Source organism: Bacillus sp. FSL L8-0199 (genome assembly GCF_038005705.1).
In the GTDB taxonomy this organism is placed as follows: domain Bacteria; phylum Bacillota; class Bacilli; order Bacillales; family Bacillaceae_G; genus Bacillus_A; species Bacillus_A cereus.
In genome coordinates, this window is record NZ_JBBOTS010000001.1 from 3,896,376 (window position 1) to 3,913,367 (window position 16,992).

The following is a 16,992-nucleotide window of genomic DNA, read 5'->3' on the forward strand; positions in this document are numbered from 1 at the left end:
CCTCTCATTATTAAGCGATTACCATTTTTTGCGAAATTAATATTTTTGGATGCACAATACATTGATACTCCCCATTAGTAGACAGCTGTTGTGTATTTAATCCAATTAATACTTTGTTTACAACAATAGAACTACCTTCATGGTCAACTTGCACACTGTCAGGCTTAATTGCCCACAAAAATTGACTCTCTACTCCTACTGCACGGAAAGGAATTAAGCGTAATTTTGTCGCCCAACCAGAATCATTTTCTGGTATTTGAGGAATTTCTGTTTTGGAATAAATTTGTTCTGTTAACCAAGATGGTAAGCAATGTTCTAATGATGAAACATGCATAATCATAACGGGTGTTTTTGTTAATGGGTCATAAAGTTGGTTCCCACTGTCAATAAGACCTGCCAGTTCTAGTTCTTCTTCTGCTAATTGAATTTTTACTTTCACAATTTGATCATAGTGTATTTTCGTGACCTCTACGCTTTCAATACGCTTTTTAGAAAAATAATAAATTACTGGAAAACCAAAAATAACAAATAACCAACTAATTGGATCACCGTAAGAAATTGACTGAGATTGAACCAATCCATTTACCATTTCATTCGTTTGCAAAAAGAAATGAGTTCCAATTAATCCTCCGCCAACCATAAAGGTTACAAAGTAAAAAGTAAAAACAGTTTGTGCATAATTTCTAAATGTTGTAAACCCAAATGCTGTATACACAATAAGTAATGAGTACAGTAGTTTCATAATTGGATGTGTCATCATAGAAGCAAAAGGAGTAAAGGCAAAAATAACAATAGTTGAACCTATAAATGCCCCTAACACAAGCCTCCATTTTTTGATTTTCTTTTTTAACACGGTAGCTGTTAATAAAAGCAAAAGAAAATCAATGCAGGCGTTTAACAACCAAACAACGTCGGCGTAAACAACCAAACAATTCACCTCTTTTTTCAAGTTGAGACTAGTATAATGCATATCCAATAGGAAAGTGTGTCAATTTGCGGAGGTGTTTTTTTGTTATTTTGTGATTTCTAGACATAATCTGTCGGTAAAAAATAAAAGTACAAATTCATAGAATGATATACTCTTATTTTCACCAACAAAATATACCAAATAAAAAAAAGACCTGCTTAGCAGGTCTTTTCCATTTAAAAAACAAAAAAGGAGCATGAAAGCTCCTTTTTTTATCGTCTACGACGGTTACGTAAAAATGCTGGAATATCGATATCATCTGAATCTGAATGACGCTCATGTACAACTGGCTCTTCACGCTTCATTTCACGTTTTACTTCACGTTGTTTTGAAGGTTGAGCTACTGGTTGTTGCTGTTGTTGCGTGTGGTTCGCATTCGGACGAATAATTGGTTTTGGTGGTTGAGTTGCAATGCTATCATCAAAACCAGTTGCAATTACAGTTACAACGATATCATCTTTTAATCCTTCGTTAATAACAGAACCGAAGATCATATTTACTTCTGGATCTGAAGCTGAAGCTACAATATCTGCCGCTTCTTGTACTTCATATAAGCTTAAGTTAGCGCCACCCGTAATGTTCATGATAACACCTTGAGCTCCATCAATAGATGTTTCTAGTAATGGACTAGAAATCGCTTTTTTCGCAGCTTCTGCAGCACGATTTTCCCCGTTACCAGAACCAATACCCATTAAAGCAGAACCTCTATTAGACATAATTGTCTTTACGTCTGCAAAGTCTAAGTTAATTAAACCTGGCGTTGCAATTAAATCCGAAATACCTTGAACACCTTGACGTAATACGTTATCAGCTTCACGGAATGCTTCTAACATTGGCGTATTTTTATCAACAATCTCTAATAAGCGATCGTTTGGAATTACAATAAGAGTATCTACATTTTCTTTAAATGCTGCAATACCAGATGCTGCTTGCGTCGCACGCTTACGTCCTTCAAAAGTAAATGGACGTGTTACAACACCAACTGTTAAAGCACCTAATTCTTTTGCAACTTGAGCAACAACTGGAGCTGCACCAGTTCCAGTTCCACCGCCCATACCGGCAGTTACGAAGACCATATCCGCACCACGAAGTGCTTCTTGGATCTGTTCTTTACTTTCTTCTGCAGCTTTTTTCCCTACTTCAGGGTTTGCGCCTGCACCAAGTCCACGCGTTAATTTTCCACCAATTTGCATTTTTGTTTCAGCTTTTGATAGATTTAATGCTTGTGCATCAGTGTTCACAGCGATAAAGTCTACACCTTGTACACCGTGTTCAATCATACGGTTTACAGCATTGTTTCCGCCACCGCCGACACCGATAACTTTTATATTCGCTAATTGATCTTGAGTAGTATCAAACTCTAACATGTCGAAATCCCCCTAGAACCTCATTTTTCGTGTCCAATTTTAATCCCATAAATAACGGAATACACGTTTTACTTTTGACATCATGCGGTCATCATTTTGATTATTATTGTTTTGATTACGAGTTTTTTGTTTCGCGGGTTGCTGTTGTACCGGCGTTGGTGCTGGTGCTGGTACTGGTTCAAAATGCTCTTGCTTTTCCTGCACATTTTTCCCACGTAATTTAGCTTTTTGATAAGAATGTTTAATTAATCCAACTCCACTTGTATATTGAGGCTCACGCACACCAATATAATCAGGAGTTGCTACACGAACATTTTCATGTAAAATATCATATGCAAGATCAAGAACACCTGGCATAGAAGCAATTCCGCCAGTTAGTACATAACCAGAAGCCACTTGCTTTACTCCTAACTTACGCACTTCATCTTGAACAAACATTAAAATTTCCTCTACACGAGCCTCTATTATATCCGATAATTCCAACTGAGAATATTGTTCTGTTTGATCACTTCCCATAATAGGAACCGTAAACATCTCTTCTTCAGATGCTGTATCATAAAAAGCATGTCCATATTTCAACTTAATTTGATCTGCATTTTCTGTTGAAGTTTTCAACCCAATCGCAATATCTTTCGTTATATGGTCTCCACCTAATGGTAATACGCTCGTCGCTTGTAACTCTCCATCTTTAAAAATAGATAAAGTTGTAGATCCTCCCCCCATATCAACAAGGGCTACTCCTCTATTTTTTTCATCTGAAGATATAGCAACTGTTGCAGCCGCTAAAGGTTGAAGACAAATATCAACAATTTCAAGACCTGCTTTTTCTACACAACGAAGTAGGTTATGTAGTAAAGTTCTCGAGCCTGTAATAAGTGTACCTTCCATTTCTAATCTTACACCGATCATCCCGCGTGGATCGTTAATCTCGTCAAGACCGTCTACGATGAACTGTCGAGGTACCACATCAATAAACTCACGTTCTGGAGCAATTGACACAACTTGTGCTGCATCTAGAACGCGTAAGACATCTTCATTCCCGATTTCACGATCTTCATTTGAAACAGCGACTACTCCGTGACAAGGAAGTAGCTGTACCTGGTTTGCATTGACACCTACTACAACTTGCTCAATGTGGATTCCCACCATGCGCTCAGCTTGTTCAATTGCTTTTTTAATTGATCGAACAGTCTCGTCTATATCAACTATCGATCCCTTCTTTAAACCATTTGATTTTACATTTCCAACACCAATAATGTTTAAGCTGTCATTAACCATTTCACCAATGATGACTTTAACATTGGATGTACCGATGTCAAGACTAACATATATTTCATTGCTGTTCATTCTTTGGCACCTCCTTCTTTATTTATACCATACAACTCAATATATGGAACAACAATCGCAACTTTACTATTTATAAGAAAAATATTCAACGTCTTTATACGTTTCCCTTTTTTAACCCTATATTTTTCTTATTTTTATTTAGCATTCAATTAAGAATATCGCAGTAAACTATGAATAACTGCTTATCTTGAAATAATTCTATTTCGAGTGTAAAGTTTACCGCCAAGTATAAGTCTACACTAAGATGTACTCATAGAAAAGTGAAACTTGTACCAATACTAGTATGAATCTAAGAATTTTTACATATTTTTCATCAAATGAACCATTCTTCTAAATTCGTATACATATAATAGAACATTCGTTTCGTTTTTTCTGCTATAAGCAACGAAAACTACCATTCTATTCTTTTTTTTCTTCCGCACCTAATTCTTTCGTATATGCACCTACTTCTAAGTCAATTAATACCTTCTTACCTGGCTCAATTGTTTTTAAAATAAGTGGATAGGCTTCCATACGTTTTGCGAAATTTTGAATCGTAGTGCTCACTTCATAACCTTCATTCATATATAAAGTAAGATGATCTTCATTCGCATTCGTTGGTGAATAGCGAATCTCCGAAATAGATTTTAAAATAGCTGGTGTTAATTTTTCTAGTTCAGCGATTAACTCCTTCATTTTCTCTTCTTTAAAAGGTTCAAAAATCGGTGCTGCAACAGGAAGTTTTCCATTAGGTAGTACATCAAGCGTTTTTCCATTTTCTAATAACGGTTGTAATTTTCCCTCTTTATTTATATAACCAATCGTTAAATATTCTTCGATATGAATATCAATCTTGTTTGGAAAACGTTTTTTTACATTTACTGCTTTAATTTCTTTTCGCTTCGTTAAGTTTTCTTCAGCTTTATGTGCTGTCACTCGGAAATAACTTGTATCATATGTCACGCCTGAATCCTTCATTACTTGCTCATCCGTCATATAGTGATTTCCAAACACACTAATCTTTTTTATATTACTAAGCGGAGACCGAAAATAAATTAAAAAGAGCACTAATAAAAATAAAATTGATATGTATAAAATCAATCGATGATTAACATTTTTTTTGTTTTTTTTCTTTTGATTTTTCAATTTTGGTACACGATCTTGTAGTTTAATCACTTTACTATTATTCATGTACGATCCCCCTATGTAACATAAAGAACGGCATGTTCCTCATGCCGTTCTTATCTTCTTATTATAACATAAATGATAATGAGCGGAACGAATAACCGTTATCTTCCAATGATTTCTACTTCTGTGTGCATATCTACATCAAATTTATCCTTAATTGTATGTTTTATTAATTCAATTAAAGACAATACATCTTGCGCTGAAGCTCCCCCGGTATTAACAATAAAATTGCCATGCATTTCAGAAATTTGAGCTCCACCAATCCTATAACCACGAAGCCCTGCTTTTTCTACTAAATCTCCTGCAAAATGTGGGATTGGATTCCGAAATACACTTCCTGCACACGGGTGATTCCATGGTTGCGTTTCACGGCGGTAATCTTTATTATTTTGCATACTACGTACAATTTCTTCACGTTTTCCCGCCTGTAATTGAAACACCGCCTCTAAAACAATACCAGGACGTTTCGTTTGCAATACAGATGCCCGATAAGAAAACTCCAGTTCTTTATTCGTTAACCAGTCAATTGTACCGTCTTCAAACAGAATGAGAGCCTTCGATAATACACTCGATATATCCGATTTATGTGCACCTGCATTCATGTATACTGCACCACCGACACTTCCTGGAATACCGCTCGCAAACTCCAATCCAGCTAACCCTTGACGACTAAGTAAAGTTGACAATTTAATAAGAGGATATCCACTACCAACTCTTACCTTATGTTTTTCGACCTCTAAGTGATCTAATCCTTCTCCTAAACGAATAACAACACCTTCTATGCCTTGATCAGATACAAGAAGGTTTGAACCGCGACCAATTACAGTCCACTTCGTTTTGTATTGCTTTACTAACTGTAATGTTTTTTCAATACCGGCTACATGCTTTGGCACAATTAAAATATCCGCTGGTCCACCTATTTTCATAGTTGTATAACGTGCTAACGGCTCGTTAACTAAAACACGACCAACGTCTGCTTCTATAAGCTCATTTACTAATTGTTCCATAGACAATCTCCCCCATATTAAGTCTCCTTATGACAATAATATGCAGGGCGTTCACCTAACGTTATCCCTCTATTTACGGGCAGTACAGCTCCTAAATCAAAATTCGGCGATAACAAAGAAATTAGGCGGAATCAGGATGTCAGTAAACATCCTATTAGTGAAAGATAATAATCAAAGAGAGAGAATCACTCTCCACTGATTAAAGCCTCACTTTATTTTTTTACAAGCTTATTCATCACTTCATACAGCTTATTTGCTGCATCTGGAATACCTAGTTGCTTAGCCGCTAGCTTCATATTTTGTAATGTTTGTGCATTCAATAAAATCTCATCAATATCACGAATAAGCGTTTCAGCTGTTAAATCTTTTTCAAGTAACATTTTTGCCGCTCCTTTATCAACAACTGAACGTGCATTCTTTTCCTGATGATTATTTGTTACATACGGACTCGGTATTAACACACTTGGTTTTCCTAACGCTGTTAATTCTGCAAGTGTTGTTGCCCCAGCCCTTGAAACAACAAGGTCTACACCAGTTAGTACTTCTGGCATATTATGAATGAACGGCTTAATAATAACATTGCTTGGGTTCCCTTTTTGCTTCACGGCTTCCATCACTTTATCATAATGTACTTCACCCGTTACATATAGTATTTCGTAGCTTTTGTTCCCAAACTGTTCAATTGCTTCAACGAAGGCATCGTTAATCGGTCTAGCCCCACGACTTCCACCAAATATAAGTACAGACTTTTTAGGAAGAGAAAGCCCAACTGAACGTTTCCCCTTCATTCCATTTTGATCCATTACCTCTGATGCTCGTGGATTACCTGTCATTACCACTTTTGACTCTGGAAAATGCTCTATAGCTGCTTCAAAACAAACAGCAACTTTATCAACATAACGGCTTAAAAACTTGTTCGTTACACCTGGTACACTATTTTGTTCATGTACAATAGTTGGAATACCTAGTTTGGCTGCAGCGTATACAACTGGTCCACATACATATCCACCCGTTCCAATTACGATATCCGGATTAAAACGACGAATGTATCGTTTACTATCCTGTACACCTTTTAGAAAACGCATTACTGTTTTCACATTATCTAATGATATTTTTCGTTTAAATCCACTTATAACAATAGATTGAAATGGTATACCTGCTTTTGGAACGATTGTACTCTCTAGTCCATTTTCCGTACCAATATATAAAAATCTCGCTTCTGGATTTAACTTTTTTATTTCTCTAATTAAAGCAAGAGCTGGATAAATATGACCACCAGTACCCCCACCACTCACTAATACACGCACTACTAACTCCTCCGCTTCTCTTTTCTTATTTCCATTATACTTATTTCTATATACATATTGCATTTTTACACACATACGAAAAACCCTGTCTTATAAACAGGGTTTAGTAGCGAGAATGGCGACTTATATTTAATAATACACCTACTGCCATTAACATTAATGTCAAACTTGATCCACCATAACTTAAAAACGGCAAGGTAATACCCGTAACAGGCATCAGTCCTGTTACAACACCAACATTAATCATTACTTGAATCGCAATCATCGCCACAATACCTACTGCTAAAAACGTACCATATAAATCTGGCGCTCCTAATGCGATACGAATCCCGCGCCATAATAATAGACTAAATAATAATAACACAAATGAACCACCAATAAAACCTAATTCCTCGGATAAGATCGCAAATATAAAGTCAGTTTGCGGTTCAGGTAAATAAAGAAATTTTTGTCTACTTTGTCCAAGTCCAAGCCCAAATAATCCACCAGGTCCAATTGCAAGTAATGATTGGATAATTTGAAATCCACTCCCGAGCGGATCTGACCACGGATCTAAATATGATGTAATGCGTTTCATTCGATACGGTGCTGATGCAATTAACCCTACAAATCCTGCTACACCAATCAAACCAAACATTGCAAAGTGAAAGACTCTCGCTCCCGAAATGAATATCATAATGATACATGTCCCAACCATTACCGTTCCTGTTCCAAGGTCTGGCTGTAACATAATCATCCCAAAAGCAAGAAAAACAAAACTAAGAGCCGGTAATAAACCACGTTTAAAAGATGTAATCAATTTTTGCCGTTCTGCTAAAAACTTTGCCAAGAAAATAATCATCGCAAACTTCATAAATTCTGACGGTTGAATCGAAAATGCTCCGATTCCAATCCAACTTCGTGCTCCTCCTCGAACAAGACCTACTCCAGGAATAAGAACGAGAATAAGAAGAATGAAGCAAACTAGCAAAATCACTTTTGAATACGTACGCCACACCCAATAATCAATTTTCATAATAAAAAACATAGCTACTACACCAAGACCCGCAAACAGTAATTGTCTTTTTGCAAAAAAGAATGAGTCCCCCATTTTATAAGAGGCCCAAACTGCACTCGCACTATAAACCATAATCATTCCGATTGTCAACAATGAAAGTGTTACGATGATGAGAATAAAATCAGGCGTTTTCTTCATTACCCACAAACACCACCTCTTTAGGCAGAACCTTTTGCCCTATGTAACAAAACATCAGTAGGTGTTAGCCTACTGATGTTTTGATTTACTTTATATAAGTTTATGCACAGCTTGTATAAAAATGTCTCCTCTTTCTTCAAATGTTTTAAATTGATCCCAGCTTGCACACGCTGGAGAAAGAAGAACAACATCGCCATCTTTAGAATGAGCATAAGCCTTCACCACTGCTTCATCCAAAGTATCGACACTTTCAATTATATCTAATCCCGCTTTTTCTGCCGCTCTTACTAGTTTAGGAGCTGTTTGTCCAAATGTTACAATCGCTTTTACATTTTTGAAATACGGAATTAAATCATCGAATTCATTTCCGCGATCAAGCCCACCTGCTAGTAACACAATCGGTTGTGTAAACGCAGATAGTGCTTTCTCAGTCGCTAACATATTCGTTGCTTTTGAATCATTATAAAACTTACGGTTGTTAATCGTTGTTACATATTCTAAACGATGTTTTACACCCGTAAAACGTTTTAACACGACCGTAATTGCTTCATTAGAAGTACCTAATAATTTCGCAATACTCATCGCAACTAAAATATTTTCTAAATTATGTTGACCAGGTAAAACGATATCGCTTACTTCAACAACTTTTTCACCTTTGAAATAAAGAGCGTTATCTTTTATACACGCGCCATCTTCAATTTCTTTCGTTGTCGAAAACAGGATTTTTTGACCTTTAGAATACGCAGACAAAGCCATCACATCTGCATCATCCGCATTTATTACACTATAATCATTTTCTGTTTGGTTTTTAAAAATATTTGCTTTCGCTAAACCATATTCTTTCTTCGTCCCATGATAATCTAAGTGGGCCTCAAATAAATTTAAAAACGCAGCAATTTTAGGTTGGAACAATTCTACTCCCATCAATTGAAACGATGAAAGTTCTGTAACTACAACTTCATTTTCTTTTGCACCCTGTGCTACTTCACACGCTACAGTTCCAATGTTCCCTGCAATTACAGGATGCTTTTGTCCTTCTTTTAGCATTTCAAATGTCAGCATTGTCGTCGTCGTTTTACCGTTAGACCCCGTAATCCCAACAAATGGTGCTTCTGAAATACGATATGCTAATTCAACTTCCGTAACAATTGGAATTTGCTTTTCTTTCGCAGCAACTAATATTGGATTAGAATACGGGATTCCTGGATTTTTTACTACAAGAGAAATATTTCTCTCTAATAATTCTAAAGGATGACCACCGCATACAACGTCCATTCCTTTTGCTTGTAATTCTGCAGCAAGTACATTCTCTGCTAAAGGCTTTCCGTCATTTACAATAACATTTGCCCCTAACTTTTGTAACAATGTAGCTGCTGCATAACCACTTTTTGCAATGCCTAATACAAGAATATTCTTATTTTGAAATTCAGTTACAGTTTTCAATTACATCCACACCCCGATATAAATTCCTAACACAGCTAATAAAAATCCTGCAGACCAAAACGTCACAACAACACGCCACTCTGACCAACCACATAATTCATAATGATGGTGTAATGGACTCATTTTAAAGACACGTTTTCCTGTTGTTTTAAATGAAATGACCTGAATGATAACCGATAAAGTTTCCATTACGAATACTCCGCCAATAATTACAAGTAGCAATTCTTGTTTTAATAAAATCGCTACAGCTGCAATGGCTCCACCTAAAGCTAATGAACCTGTATCTCCCATAAACACTTTTGCTGGATTCGCATTGAATACTAAAAATCCAAGTACAGCTCCTACAACTGCCATACAAAATATCGCTACTCCAAATTGCTCTTGTGCCACAGCAATAATACTAAATGCTCCAAATGCAATAGCAGCTGTTCCTGATAATAAACCATCTAAACCGTCAGTTAAGTTAACTGCATTTGATCCACCAATAAGCATAAATAGTACAAGTACAAAATACGCCCAACCTAATTCAAACTTAACATCCGTTCCCGGAATCATGATGTATGTGTGGAACGCTTGCCCTTTTCCAATTAAAAAGAATGCAATAGCAATAACAAGCTGACCTACTAATTTTTGTTTTGATGTTAAACCAAGATTTCTCTTCTTAACTACCTTTATGTAGTCATCTAAAAATCCAATCAATCCGTAACCAAACGTCACTAATAGTAATAACGAAACCTCTGCACCTAAATAATTAAACTTAATCGCCATAATAAGTGAAGTTACCATCATAGATACGTATATGACGATACCACCCATTGTTGGTGTCCCTGATTTTTTTTGATGTGACTTTGGTCCTTCATCACGAATACTCTGTCCGAACTTTAATTTTCTTAAAAATGGAATAAACAATGGCGAAAGGGCAACAGAAATTAAGAATGCTACCCCAGCCGTTACTAATAAACCTTGCTCAAGCACATGTAGTCCTCCTCTCACGTTGTTACTCTTCGTTGCTTAAACGCCCTTTAATTGCTTCTTTAGCAACTTCACGATCATCAAAATGATGAACTTCTTTACCAATAATTTGATACGTTTCATGACCCTTACCAGCAATAATAATGATATCATCTGCTTTCGCTTTAGTGATTGCATGGTGTATCGCTTCTTTTCTATCAATAATCACTTCATAATTTTTCCCACTTGCACCATGTACCATATCATCTAAAATAGCCGCTGGATCTTCACTTCTTGGATTATCTGATGTGTAAATTGCATGAGTTGCATATTTTGTTGCAACACTTGCCATTATCGGTCTCTTCGTTCGGTCCCTATCGCCGCCACAACCAACGATACAATACACATCACCTTTTGCAAATTGTTTTGCAGTTTTTAATACATTTTCTAAACTATCCGGCGTATGTGCGTAATCAACAATAACTGTATAATTTTGTCCTCCATCAACAACTTCAAAACGCCCTGGAACCCCAGCTAGTTCTTTTATAACAGCAATGATTGTTTCTAATTTCACACCCGAAACAAGTCCTGCTGCTGTTGCTGCAAGTACGTTATATACATTAAATTTACCTATTAATTTCATCGTAACATTTACACTTTCATATGGTGTGACAAGCGTAAATGTAGTCCCGCCACTCGTCATAACGATATTTTTTGCCATAATGTCACTTGTTGTATCAATACCATATGTTACAACTGTTGCTGCAGTACTTCTCATATACTCTTCTGTTACATTATCATCGCTATTCAGCACAGCGTACTTTTCGCCATTATGATTATAACTATTGCCAAGCTGTGCAAATAGTAACCCTTTTGCATGTTTATATTCTTCCATCGTTTGATGATAGTCTAAATGATCTTGTGTTAAATTCGTAAATACCGCTACATCGTAATCACATCCGTGTACACGACCAAGATCTAACGCATGTGACGAAACTTCCATTACCGTGCTGTCCACACCTTGTTCAACCATTTTTGAAAACGTCTGTTGAAGTGTTAGTGCATCTGGTGTTGTATTTTTCACCTCAAATGTTTCATCACCGATTTTCATATTAATCGTTCCAATTAGCCCTGTTTTATGACCATGTGCTCGCATAATCTCATCCATAATATGCGATGTTGTTGTCTTTCCATTTGTACCTGTAATTCCGATTAAATGTAACTTGTGTGTCGGTTGACCATAAAAATAATCAGCTAAAACCGCTAACGAACGAAAAGTATTTTTCACAAGTACAACTGGAACGTCAACATCAATTGGTCTTTCCGCAACAATAGCAGCCGCTCCTTGTGCCGCTGCTTGCTTAGCAAAATCATGGCTATCAACCGTATATCCTTTCATACATACAAATAAGCTTCCCTCTTTCACTTTACGTGAATCAGCTTCTATAGATGTGATTTCTGGATTTTCTTTTGGAACAACTGGAAAATCATGCAAACATGATACAAGTGTATGCAACTTCATTTCACTAAACCCTCTCTACATTGTTTATTTATCTTTTTTTAGTAAGCAACACATTACCTCCTATATAAGGAGGTAAGTGCTACTGACCTATTTATGAATGAGACACTTACTGTCTCAAATTAAGTAACTGTTCTATAAAGAACTCACTTCCACCAATTGTACCATAAAACGTACTATGTTACCTTTAATTCCCGAAGTAAATTCTAATTTTTGAGCCTTCTTTTACTTTAGCTCCCGCTTCTGGTGATTGTTTAATTACTTTCTCTCCATCTCCACTTATATCAAGCTTCAAATCGACGAGTTGTGTTTGTAAGTCTTTCTTTTTCATTCCAATTAAATTCGGAACTTCCACAGTTGGTGTATCGCCCCATTTATATTCTTTCTCAACTTGTTCTTTTCTCGGTTTCACTCCCATAACAGGAAGCGCATCTCGAAGAATATTCCCGACAATTGGAGCTGCTACCACTCCACCAAACTGTGTAACCCCTTTTGGATTATCAACAGCAACATACACAACAATCTCTGGATCATCCGCTGGAGCAAATCCGATAAAAGATACTATATAATTATTCTCTAAATATTTACCATCTTTCACCTTTTGAGCAGTACCCGTTTTTCCACCTACACGATATCCATCAATATAAGCACCTTTACCAGAACCTTTCGCTACAACATTCTCTAATGCATAACGAACTTTTTCTGAAGTTTCCTTGGAAATAACTTTTCTTTTCTCAACAGGTGTCTTTTTACTAACAACTTGATTATTTTTCGGATCAATAAACTCCTTAGCTATATACGGCTGATACAATGTTCCACCATTTACAGCCGCCGCTACAGCTGCTACTTGTTGAATCGGTGTAACAGAAACCCCTTGGCCGAATGAAGTTGTTGCTTGCTCTACTGGACCAACTTTATCTAAATTAAATAAAATCCCACTGCCTTCACCTTGCAAGTCAATTCCAGTCTTCTGCCCAAAACCAAAATTACGAATGTATTTAAATAATCGGTCTTTACCAAGGCGATCACCAAGTTCAATAAATCCCGGGTTACATGAGTTTTGAACGACTTCTAAAAACGTTTGACTGCCATGACCTCCTGCTTTCCAGCATTTCAATCTAGCTCCACCTACTTCAGCTGCTCCATCATCATAAAACGTATCCTTCTCTAAGTCTACTAAATTTTCATTCAATGCTGCAGCTAATGTAATGATCTTAAATGTTGAACCAGGCTCATACGTACTCCATACAGGTAGATTTCTGTTATACACTTCTGGAGAGACACTTTGAAAATCCGCTGGGTCAAAACTCGGTCGACTAGACATCCCTAAAACTTCACCATTTTTAGGGTTCATCGCAATCGCAATCATACCGTCAGGATTATAAGTTGACTCCGCAATATTCATTTCTCTTTCCATAATCCTTGTAATACGCGCATCGATTGTTAATCCTAAATTTAAACCGGCTTCTGGCTTTTTGAAATCATCACCAACATTAGGCATCCTTTGTCCTTTCGCATCTGCAAAAAAACGCACATGACCTTTGTCCCCATTTAGCTCTTTATCATAATATTTTTCTAGTCCCATAAGACCTTGGTTATCGCTACCTGCAAAACCTAATACATGTGATAAAAAGTTTCCAAATGGATAGTACCGGATAGAATCCTCTGCGATATACACGCCCTTCAGACTTAATCCTCGTACTTCTTTCGCTTTGTCATGTGATATTTTCCTTCCGCCTTTATCTAACCTTACAATCGATTCTTTTTTTGTAATCCTTTTATAAATCTCATCTTTTTCCACACCTAATACTGCAGCTAACTTCTCTGCAGTCTCTGCTGGTTTTTCAATTTGCCTCGGTACAACAAAGACAGTTGGAGCACTTTTATTCGTGGCAAGTTCCACACCATTTCGGTCTAAAATTTTCCCACGTTCGGGTTCAAAAGTAATATTACGACTCCATGAATCTTTCGCACGATCCGTTAACATATTCCCAAGAAAAAATTGCACATATCCAAGACGAATATCGATAATCGTGAAAATAAGTATACCTGATATAAGTATAAAAATAAGTCGTTTTCTAACTGTTACATTTGATACACGCATATCGGAACAAGCCTCCCTTACGCCTAGCTTGTTCCAATATATGCTTGTACTTATTTAATTAGAACTTATTCTCTATTTACCATTACGGCTTTTCTGCTTCTTGCTGTGGTTCGAGTGGCGGTACGAGTGTGACACCTAATTCTGTACCAGGTTGTAATAATGTTCCTTCCGCCACACTTTGTTCTGTTACGTATCCTGTACCAGAAGGTTTCAAGTTAAGCTGTAATGTCTTCGCTAAATTCATAACATCACGCAGTGCCCATCCTTGTATATTTGGCATTGTAGGCTTATCTCCTACCAAGAAGACTCGGTCGCCTTTTAATGTTTGTTCAGTCGCTTTTGGTACTTGTTGCTGTACTTTCCCTTCACCTAGTACGATTGGACGAAGTTTTGCTTTATCAATCGCTTTCCCCGCTTCAGCCATCGTTTTACCATTTACATCCGGAACAGTAGTTTGTTGTTCTTTCAGATGTTTTTTCGGATCTTTCACTTCATTTGGCTTAATCTTTAAATACTCTAAACTATTTTTTGTTACATATTTAAAAATATCAGCTAACGGTTGTGCACCGTTCTCATCATCTTTTAATTTCGGCTGTTTAACAGCTACATACACAACAAGTTGTGGATCGTCCATTGGTGCCATACCTAAGAATGAGAATATATAATTCTGTCTCCCTGTCATATAGCCGCCTTTTCCATCCGGAATTTGCGCTGTACCTGTTTTACCACCAACTGAATATCCATCAATTTTATAAGCTGTCCCTGTACCTTTCGGAGATGTAACAACACGTTCTAATAATTGTCTTACTTGCGCTGCTGTTTCCTTTGTAACAGGTTTTCCTACTTCTTCTGGCTTATGTTCTAATTTTACTTTGTCTGTTATCGGATCTACAATTTTATCAATTGCATAAGGTTTCATCATTTTCCCATCATTTGCAATGGCCGTTGCAGCTTGTACAAGCTGAATTGGTGTTACAGTGGAACCTTGTCCAAAAGCTGTTGTCACTTGTTGTATTTGCTGATCAAATAAAATTGTATTCGATCCTTCACCTGATAAATCAATGTTCGTTTTTTCATCTAATCCAAAACTATGAATATATTTTCGGAAACGTTCTGGACCAAGTTTTTGATCTCCTAAAATTGCAAACGCTACGTTTGAAGAACGCTCTACCCCTTCATCAAACGTGATAGAGCCCCAACCAGCACCACCGTTATGATCTTTTATTTTCCTATTTCCGACTTGATATGTCCCGGACTGATAATAATCTTGCCCTTTGTACACACCTTCATTAATGGCTGCCGCTAACGTGAAAATTTTCATTGTTGATCCAGGTTCAAATGCATTGGCAATTGCATCATTGAAGAAATATTTAATTTGACGATCATTAGGGTCATAACTAGGTTTAGTAGACATCGCTAATATTTTCCCAGTTTTCGGATCTGCAACAATCCCTATTAAACTTTCTGGCTCATATTGCTTACTTGCTGCTTTCATCGCGTCTTCTAAATAACTTTGGACACGTTGATCAATTGTTAAATACGCGTTATCTCCATTTTTAGGTGCCTTTACATTAACTTTTCCACCATCAAGGGACACACCTTTACGATCACCTGTATACGCTACTTCTCCGTTCGAAGCACTTAAGTATTTATCCAAGCTTTTCTCTATGCCAAATTGACCTACCGAGGTTCCATTCTCATTTGGTTTTGCATGACCTATAACGTAAGATGCAAAATCACCGTTTGGATACACCCTTGCATTTTCTGTAATAAAAGATATTCCCGGCAACTTCAACGCTTCTATTTGTTCCTTCTTTTCTTTCGTCAAATCCTTGCCTAACGTTCCAAATTCGACTTGACTTCTACCTTCCTTATTTAAAGAAGCTAAAATATCCTCTTCGCCTTTTCCAAGTACTCCTGCAATTTTCTTTGCAGTATCTTCTTTATTCTCAACTGAGTTAGCACCTTTTAGTGCAGCTACCATTTTGTAAGAGTTTGCATCTTGCGCTAACACATGACCGTTTTGATCATAAATGGTTCCTCGGTTCGCTTCAAGAACTCCTTTTTTACTATGCTTTTGTTTAGCAAGTGCATCTAAATCCTGATTATGAACTGTTCCTGTTGATTGTATGTAAAAAAATCGGGCTAATAACAGCAAAAAGAGCAGGAGGAAAAATATCATAAAATAACCTGCTCCCTTATTGGTATGAAATTTAGTCATATTCTTCTTCATCGTTCCTTCACACCTATTGCCTTATTTGAGGCCTTTCACATTATTCGCATTAATTTCTAGCCCGTGTTTTTTTGCAACTTCAGCGATTCGTTCATAGCGACTTAACTTCTCTACTTCAGCTTGTAATTCTTGATTTTCTTTTTGCTGCTGTACAATTTTTTCTTCTATCGTCGCTGCTTCTACATTAACTTGATAAAGGCCTGCTTTATTTCCAATAAACGCGACACAGGCATACAATAAAAAGCCAATAAACGCTACATACAACAGTTTTTCGATTCTTGTAATTTTTGCTTTAACCTTCGGCTTAGCCATCTGCTGTGGGGGCGTTTGAATTTGCACCTCTTCTTGCGCTTGTTGTTTGTACTTTACAGCTAAATTAGTCATA

The 16,992-nt window shown here is 36.8% G+C and carries 13 protein-coding genes; all 13 read right to left on the bottom strand.

Translation table 11 applies throughout. The annotated features are described in order from the left end of the window. Nucleotides 1–10 precede the first annotated feature (10 nt). Nucleotides 11–928 (bottom strand): sigma-E processing peptidase SpoIIGA, encoded by a 918-nt coding sequence (gene spoIIGA / locus NST86_RS19840; protein WP_061663492.1) that lies wholly within the window; start codon nt 926–928, stop codon nt 11–13. A gap of 251 nt (nt 929–1,179) precedes the next feature. Further along, nucleotides 1,180–2,334 (bottom strand): cell division protein FtsZ, encoded by a 1,155-nt coding sequence (gene ftsZ / locus NST86_RS19845; RefSeq protein ID WP_000888984.1) that lies wholly within the window; start codon nt 2,332–2,334, stop codon nt 1,180–1,182. Nucleotides 2,335–2,373: 39 nt separating this feature from the next. Then, nucleotides 2,374–3,681, bottom strand: a complete 1,308-nt coding sequence (ftsA, locus tag NST86_RS19850; protein ID WP_001087557.1) for a cell division protein FtsA — start codon at nt 3,679–3,681, stop codon at nt 2,374–2,376. A 399-nt stretch (nt 3,682–4,080) separates the two neighbouring features. Continuing rightward, nucleotides 4,081–4,851, bottom strand: a complete 771-nt coding sequence (divIB, locus tag NST86_RS19855) for a cell division protein DivIB (protein ID WP_001065789.1) — start codon at nt 4,849–4,851, stop codon at nt 4,081–4,083. Between the two features lie 98 nt (nt 4,852–4,949). Then, nucleotides 4,950–5,855, bottom strand: a complete 906-nt coding sequence (gene murB / locus NST86_RS19860; RefSeq protein ID WP_000437024.1) for a UDP-N-acetylmuramate dehydrogenase — start codon at nt 5,853–5,855, stop codon at nt 4,950–4,952. 212 nt (nt 5,856–6,067) lie between these two features. Next, the gene (gene murG / locus NST86_RS19865) at nt 6,068–7,162 is read right to left on the bottom strand and encodes an undecaprenyldiphospho-muramoylpentapeptide beta-N-acetylglucosaminyltransferase (RefSeq protein ID WP_021728036.1); all 1,095 of its coding nucleotides are present in this window, start codon (nt 7,160–7,162) and stop codon (nt 6,068–6,070) included. 103 nt (nt 7,163–7,265) lie between these two features. Further along, nucleotides 7,266–8,357: a stage V sporulation protein E gene (spoVE, locus tag NST86_RS19870; protein WP_000753520.1), complete on the bottom strand. Its 1,092-nt coding sequence runs from the start codon at nt 8,355–8,357 to the stop codon at nt 7,266–7,268. Nucleotides 8,358–8,447: 90 nt separating this feature from the next. Next, nucleotides 8,448–9,800, bottom strand: a complete 1,353-nt coding sequence (murD, locus tag NST86_RS19875) for a UDP-N-acetylmuramoyl-L-alanine--D-glutamate ligase (RefSeq protein WP_086424049.1) — start codon at nt 9,798–9,800, stop codon at nt 8,448–8,450. After that, the gene (gene mraY / locus NST86_RS19880) at nt 9,801–10,775 is read right to left on the bottom strand and encodes a phospho-N-acetylmuramoyl-pentapeptide-transferase (protein ID WP_000893060.1); all 975 of its coding nucleotides are present in this window, start codon (nt 10,773–10,775) and stop codon (nt 9,801–9,803) included. It abuts the gene before it with no gap. 22 nt (nt 10,776–10,797) lie between these two features. Next, on the bottom strand, nt 10,798–12,273 hold the full coding sequence (gene murE / locus NST86_RS19885) for a UDP-N-acetylmuramoyl-L-alanyl-D-glutamate--2,6-diaminopimelate ligase (RefSeq protein ID WP_000766319.1): 1,476 nt from the start codon (nt 12,271–12,273) through the stop codon (nt 10,798–10,800). Between the two features lie 184 nt (nt 12,274–12,457). Beyond that, nucleotides 12,458–14,374: a stage V sporulation protein D gene (locus NST86_RS19890; RefSeq protein ID WP_001266237.1), complete on the bottom strand. Its 1,917-nt coding sequence runs from the start codon at nt 14,372–14,374 to the stop codon at nt 12,458–12,460. Between the two features lie 82 nt (nt 14,375–14,456). Continuing rightward, the gene (locus NST86_RS19895) at nt 14,457–16,607 is read right to left on the bottom strand and encodes a penicillin-binding protein (RefSeq protein WP_000739958.1); all 2,151 of its coding nucleotides are present in this window, start codon (nt 16,605–16,607) and stop codon (nt 14,457–14,459) included. 21 nt (nt 16,608–16,628) lie between these two features. Beyond that, on the bottom strand, nt 16,629–16,991 hold the full coding sequence (gene ftsL, locus NST86_RS19900; RefSeq protein ID WP_000182804.1) for a cell division protein FtsL: 363 nt from the start codon (nt 16,989–16,991) through the stop codon (nt 16,629–16,631). Nucleotide 16,992: the final 1 nt, after the last annotated feature.

Bases quoted from the DNA above. Each gene is read 5' to 3' on its own strand.
- ftsZ (WP_000888984.1), bottom strand. From the start codon at position 2,334: ATGTTAGAGTTTGATACTACTCAAGATCAATTAGCGAATATAAAAGTT.
- ftsA (WP_001087557.1), bottom strand. From the start codon at position 3,681: ATGAACAGCAATGAAATATATGTTAGTCTTGACATCGGTACATCCAAT.
- divIB (WP_001065789.1), bottom strand. From the start codon at position 4,851: ATGAATAATAGTAAAGTGATTAAACTACAAGATCGTGTACCAAAATTG.
- murB (WP_000437024.1), bottom strand. From the start codon at position 5,855: ATGGAACAATTAGTAAATGAGCTTATAGAAGCAGACGTTGGTCGTGTT.
- spoVE (WP_000753520.1), bottom strand. From the start codon at position 8,357: ATGAAGAAAACGCCTGATTTTATTCTCATCATCGTAACACTTTCATTG.
- murE (WP_000766319.1), bottom strand. From the start codon at position 12,273: ATGAAGTTGCATACACTTGTATCATGTTTGCATGATTTTCCAGTTGTT.
- NST86_RS19890 (WP_001266237.1), bottom strand. From the start codon at position 14,374: ATGCGTGTATCAAATGTAACAGTTAGAAAACGACTTATTTTTATACTT.
- NST86_RS19895 (WP_000739958.1), bottom strand. From the start codon at position 16,607: ATGAAGAAGAATATGACTAAATTTCATACCAATAAGGGAGCAGGTTAT.
- ftsL (WP_000182804.1), bottom strand. From the start codon at position 16,991: ATGACTAATTTAGCTGTAAAGTACAAACAACAAGCGCAAGAAGAGGTG.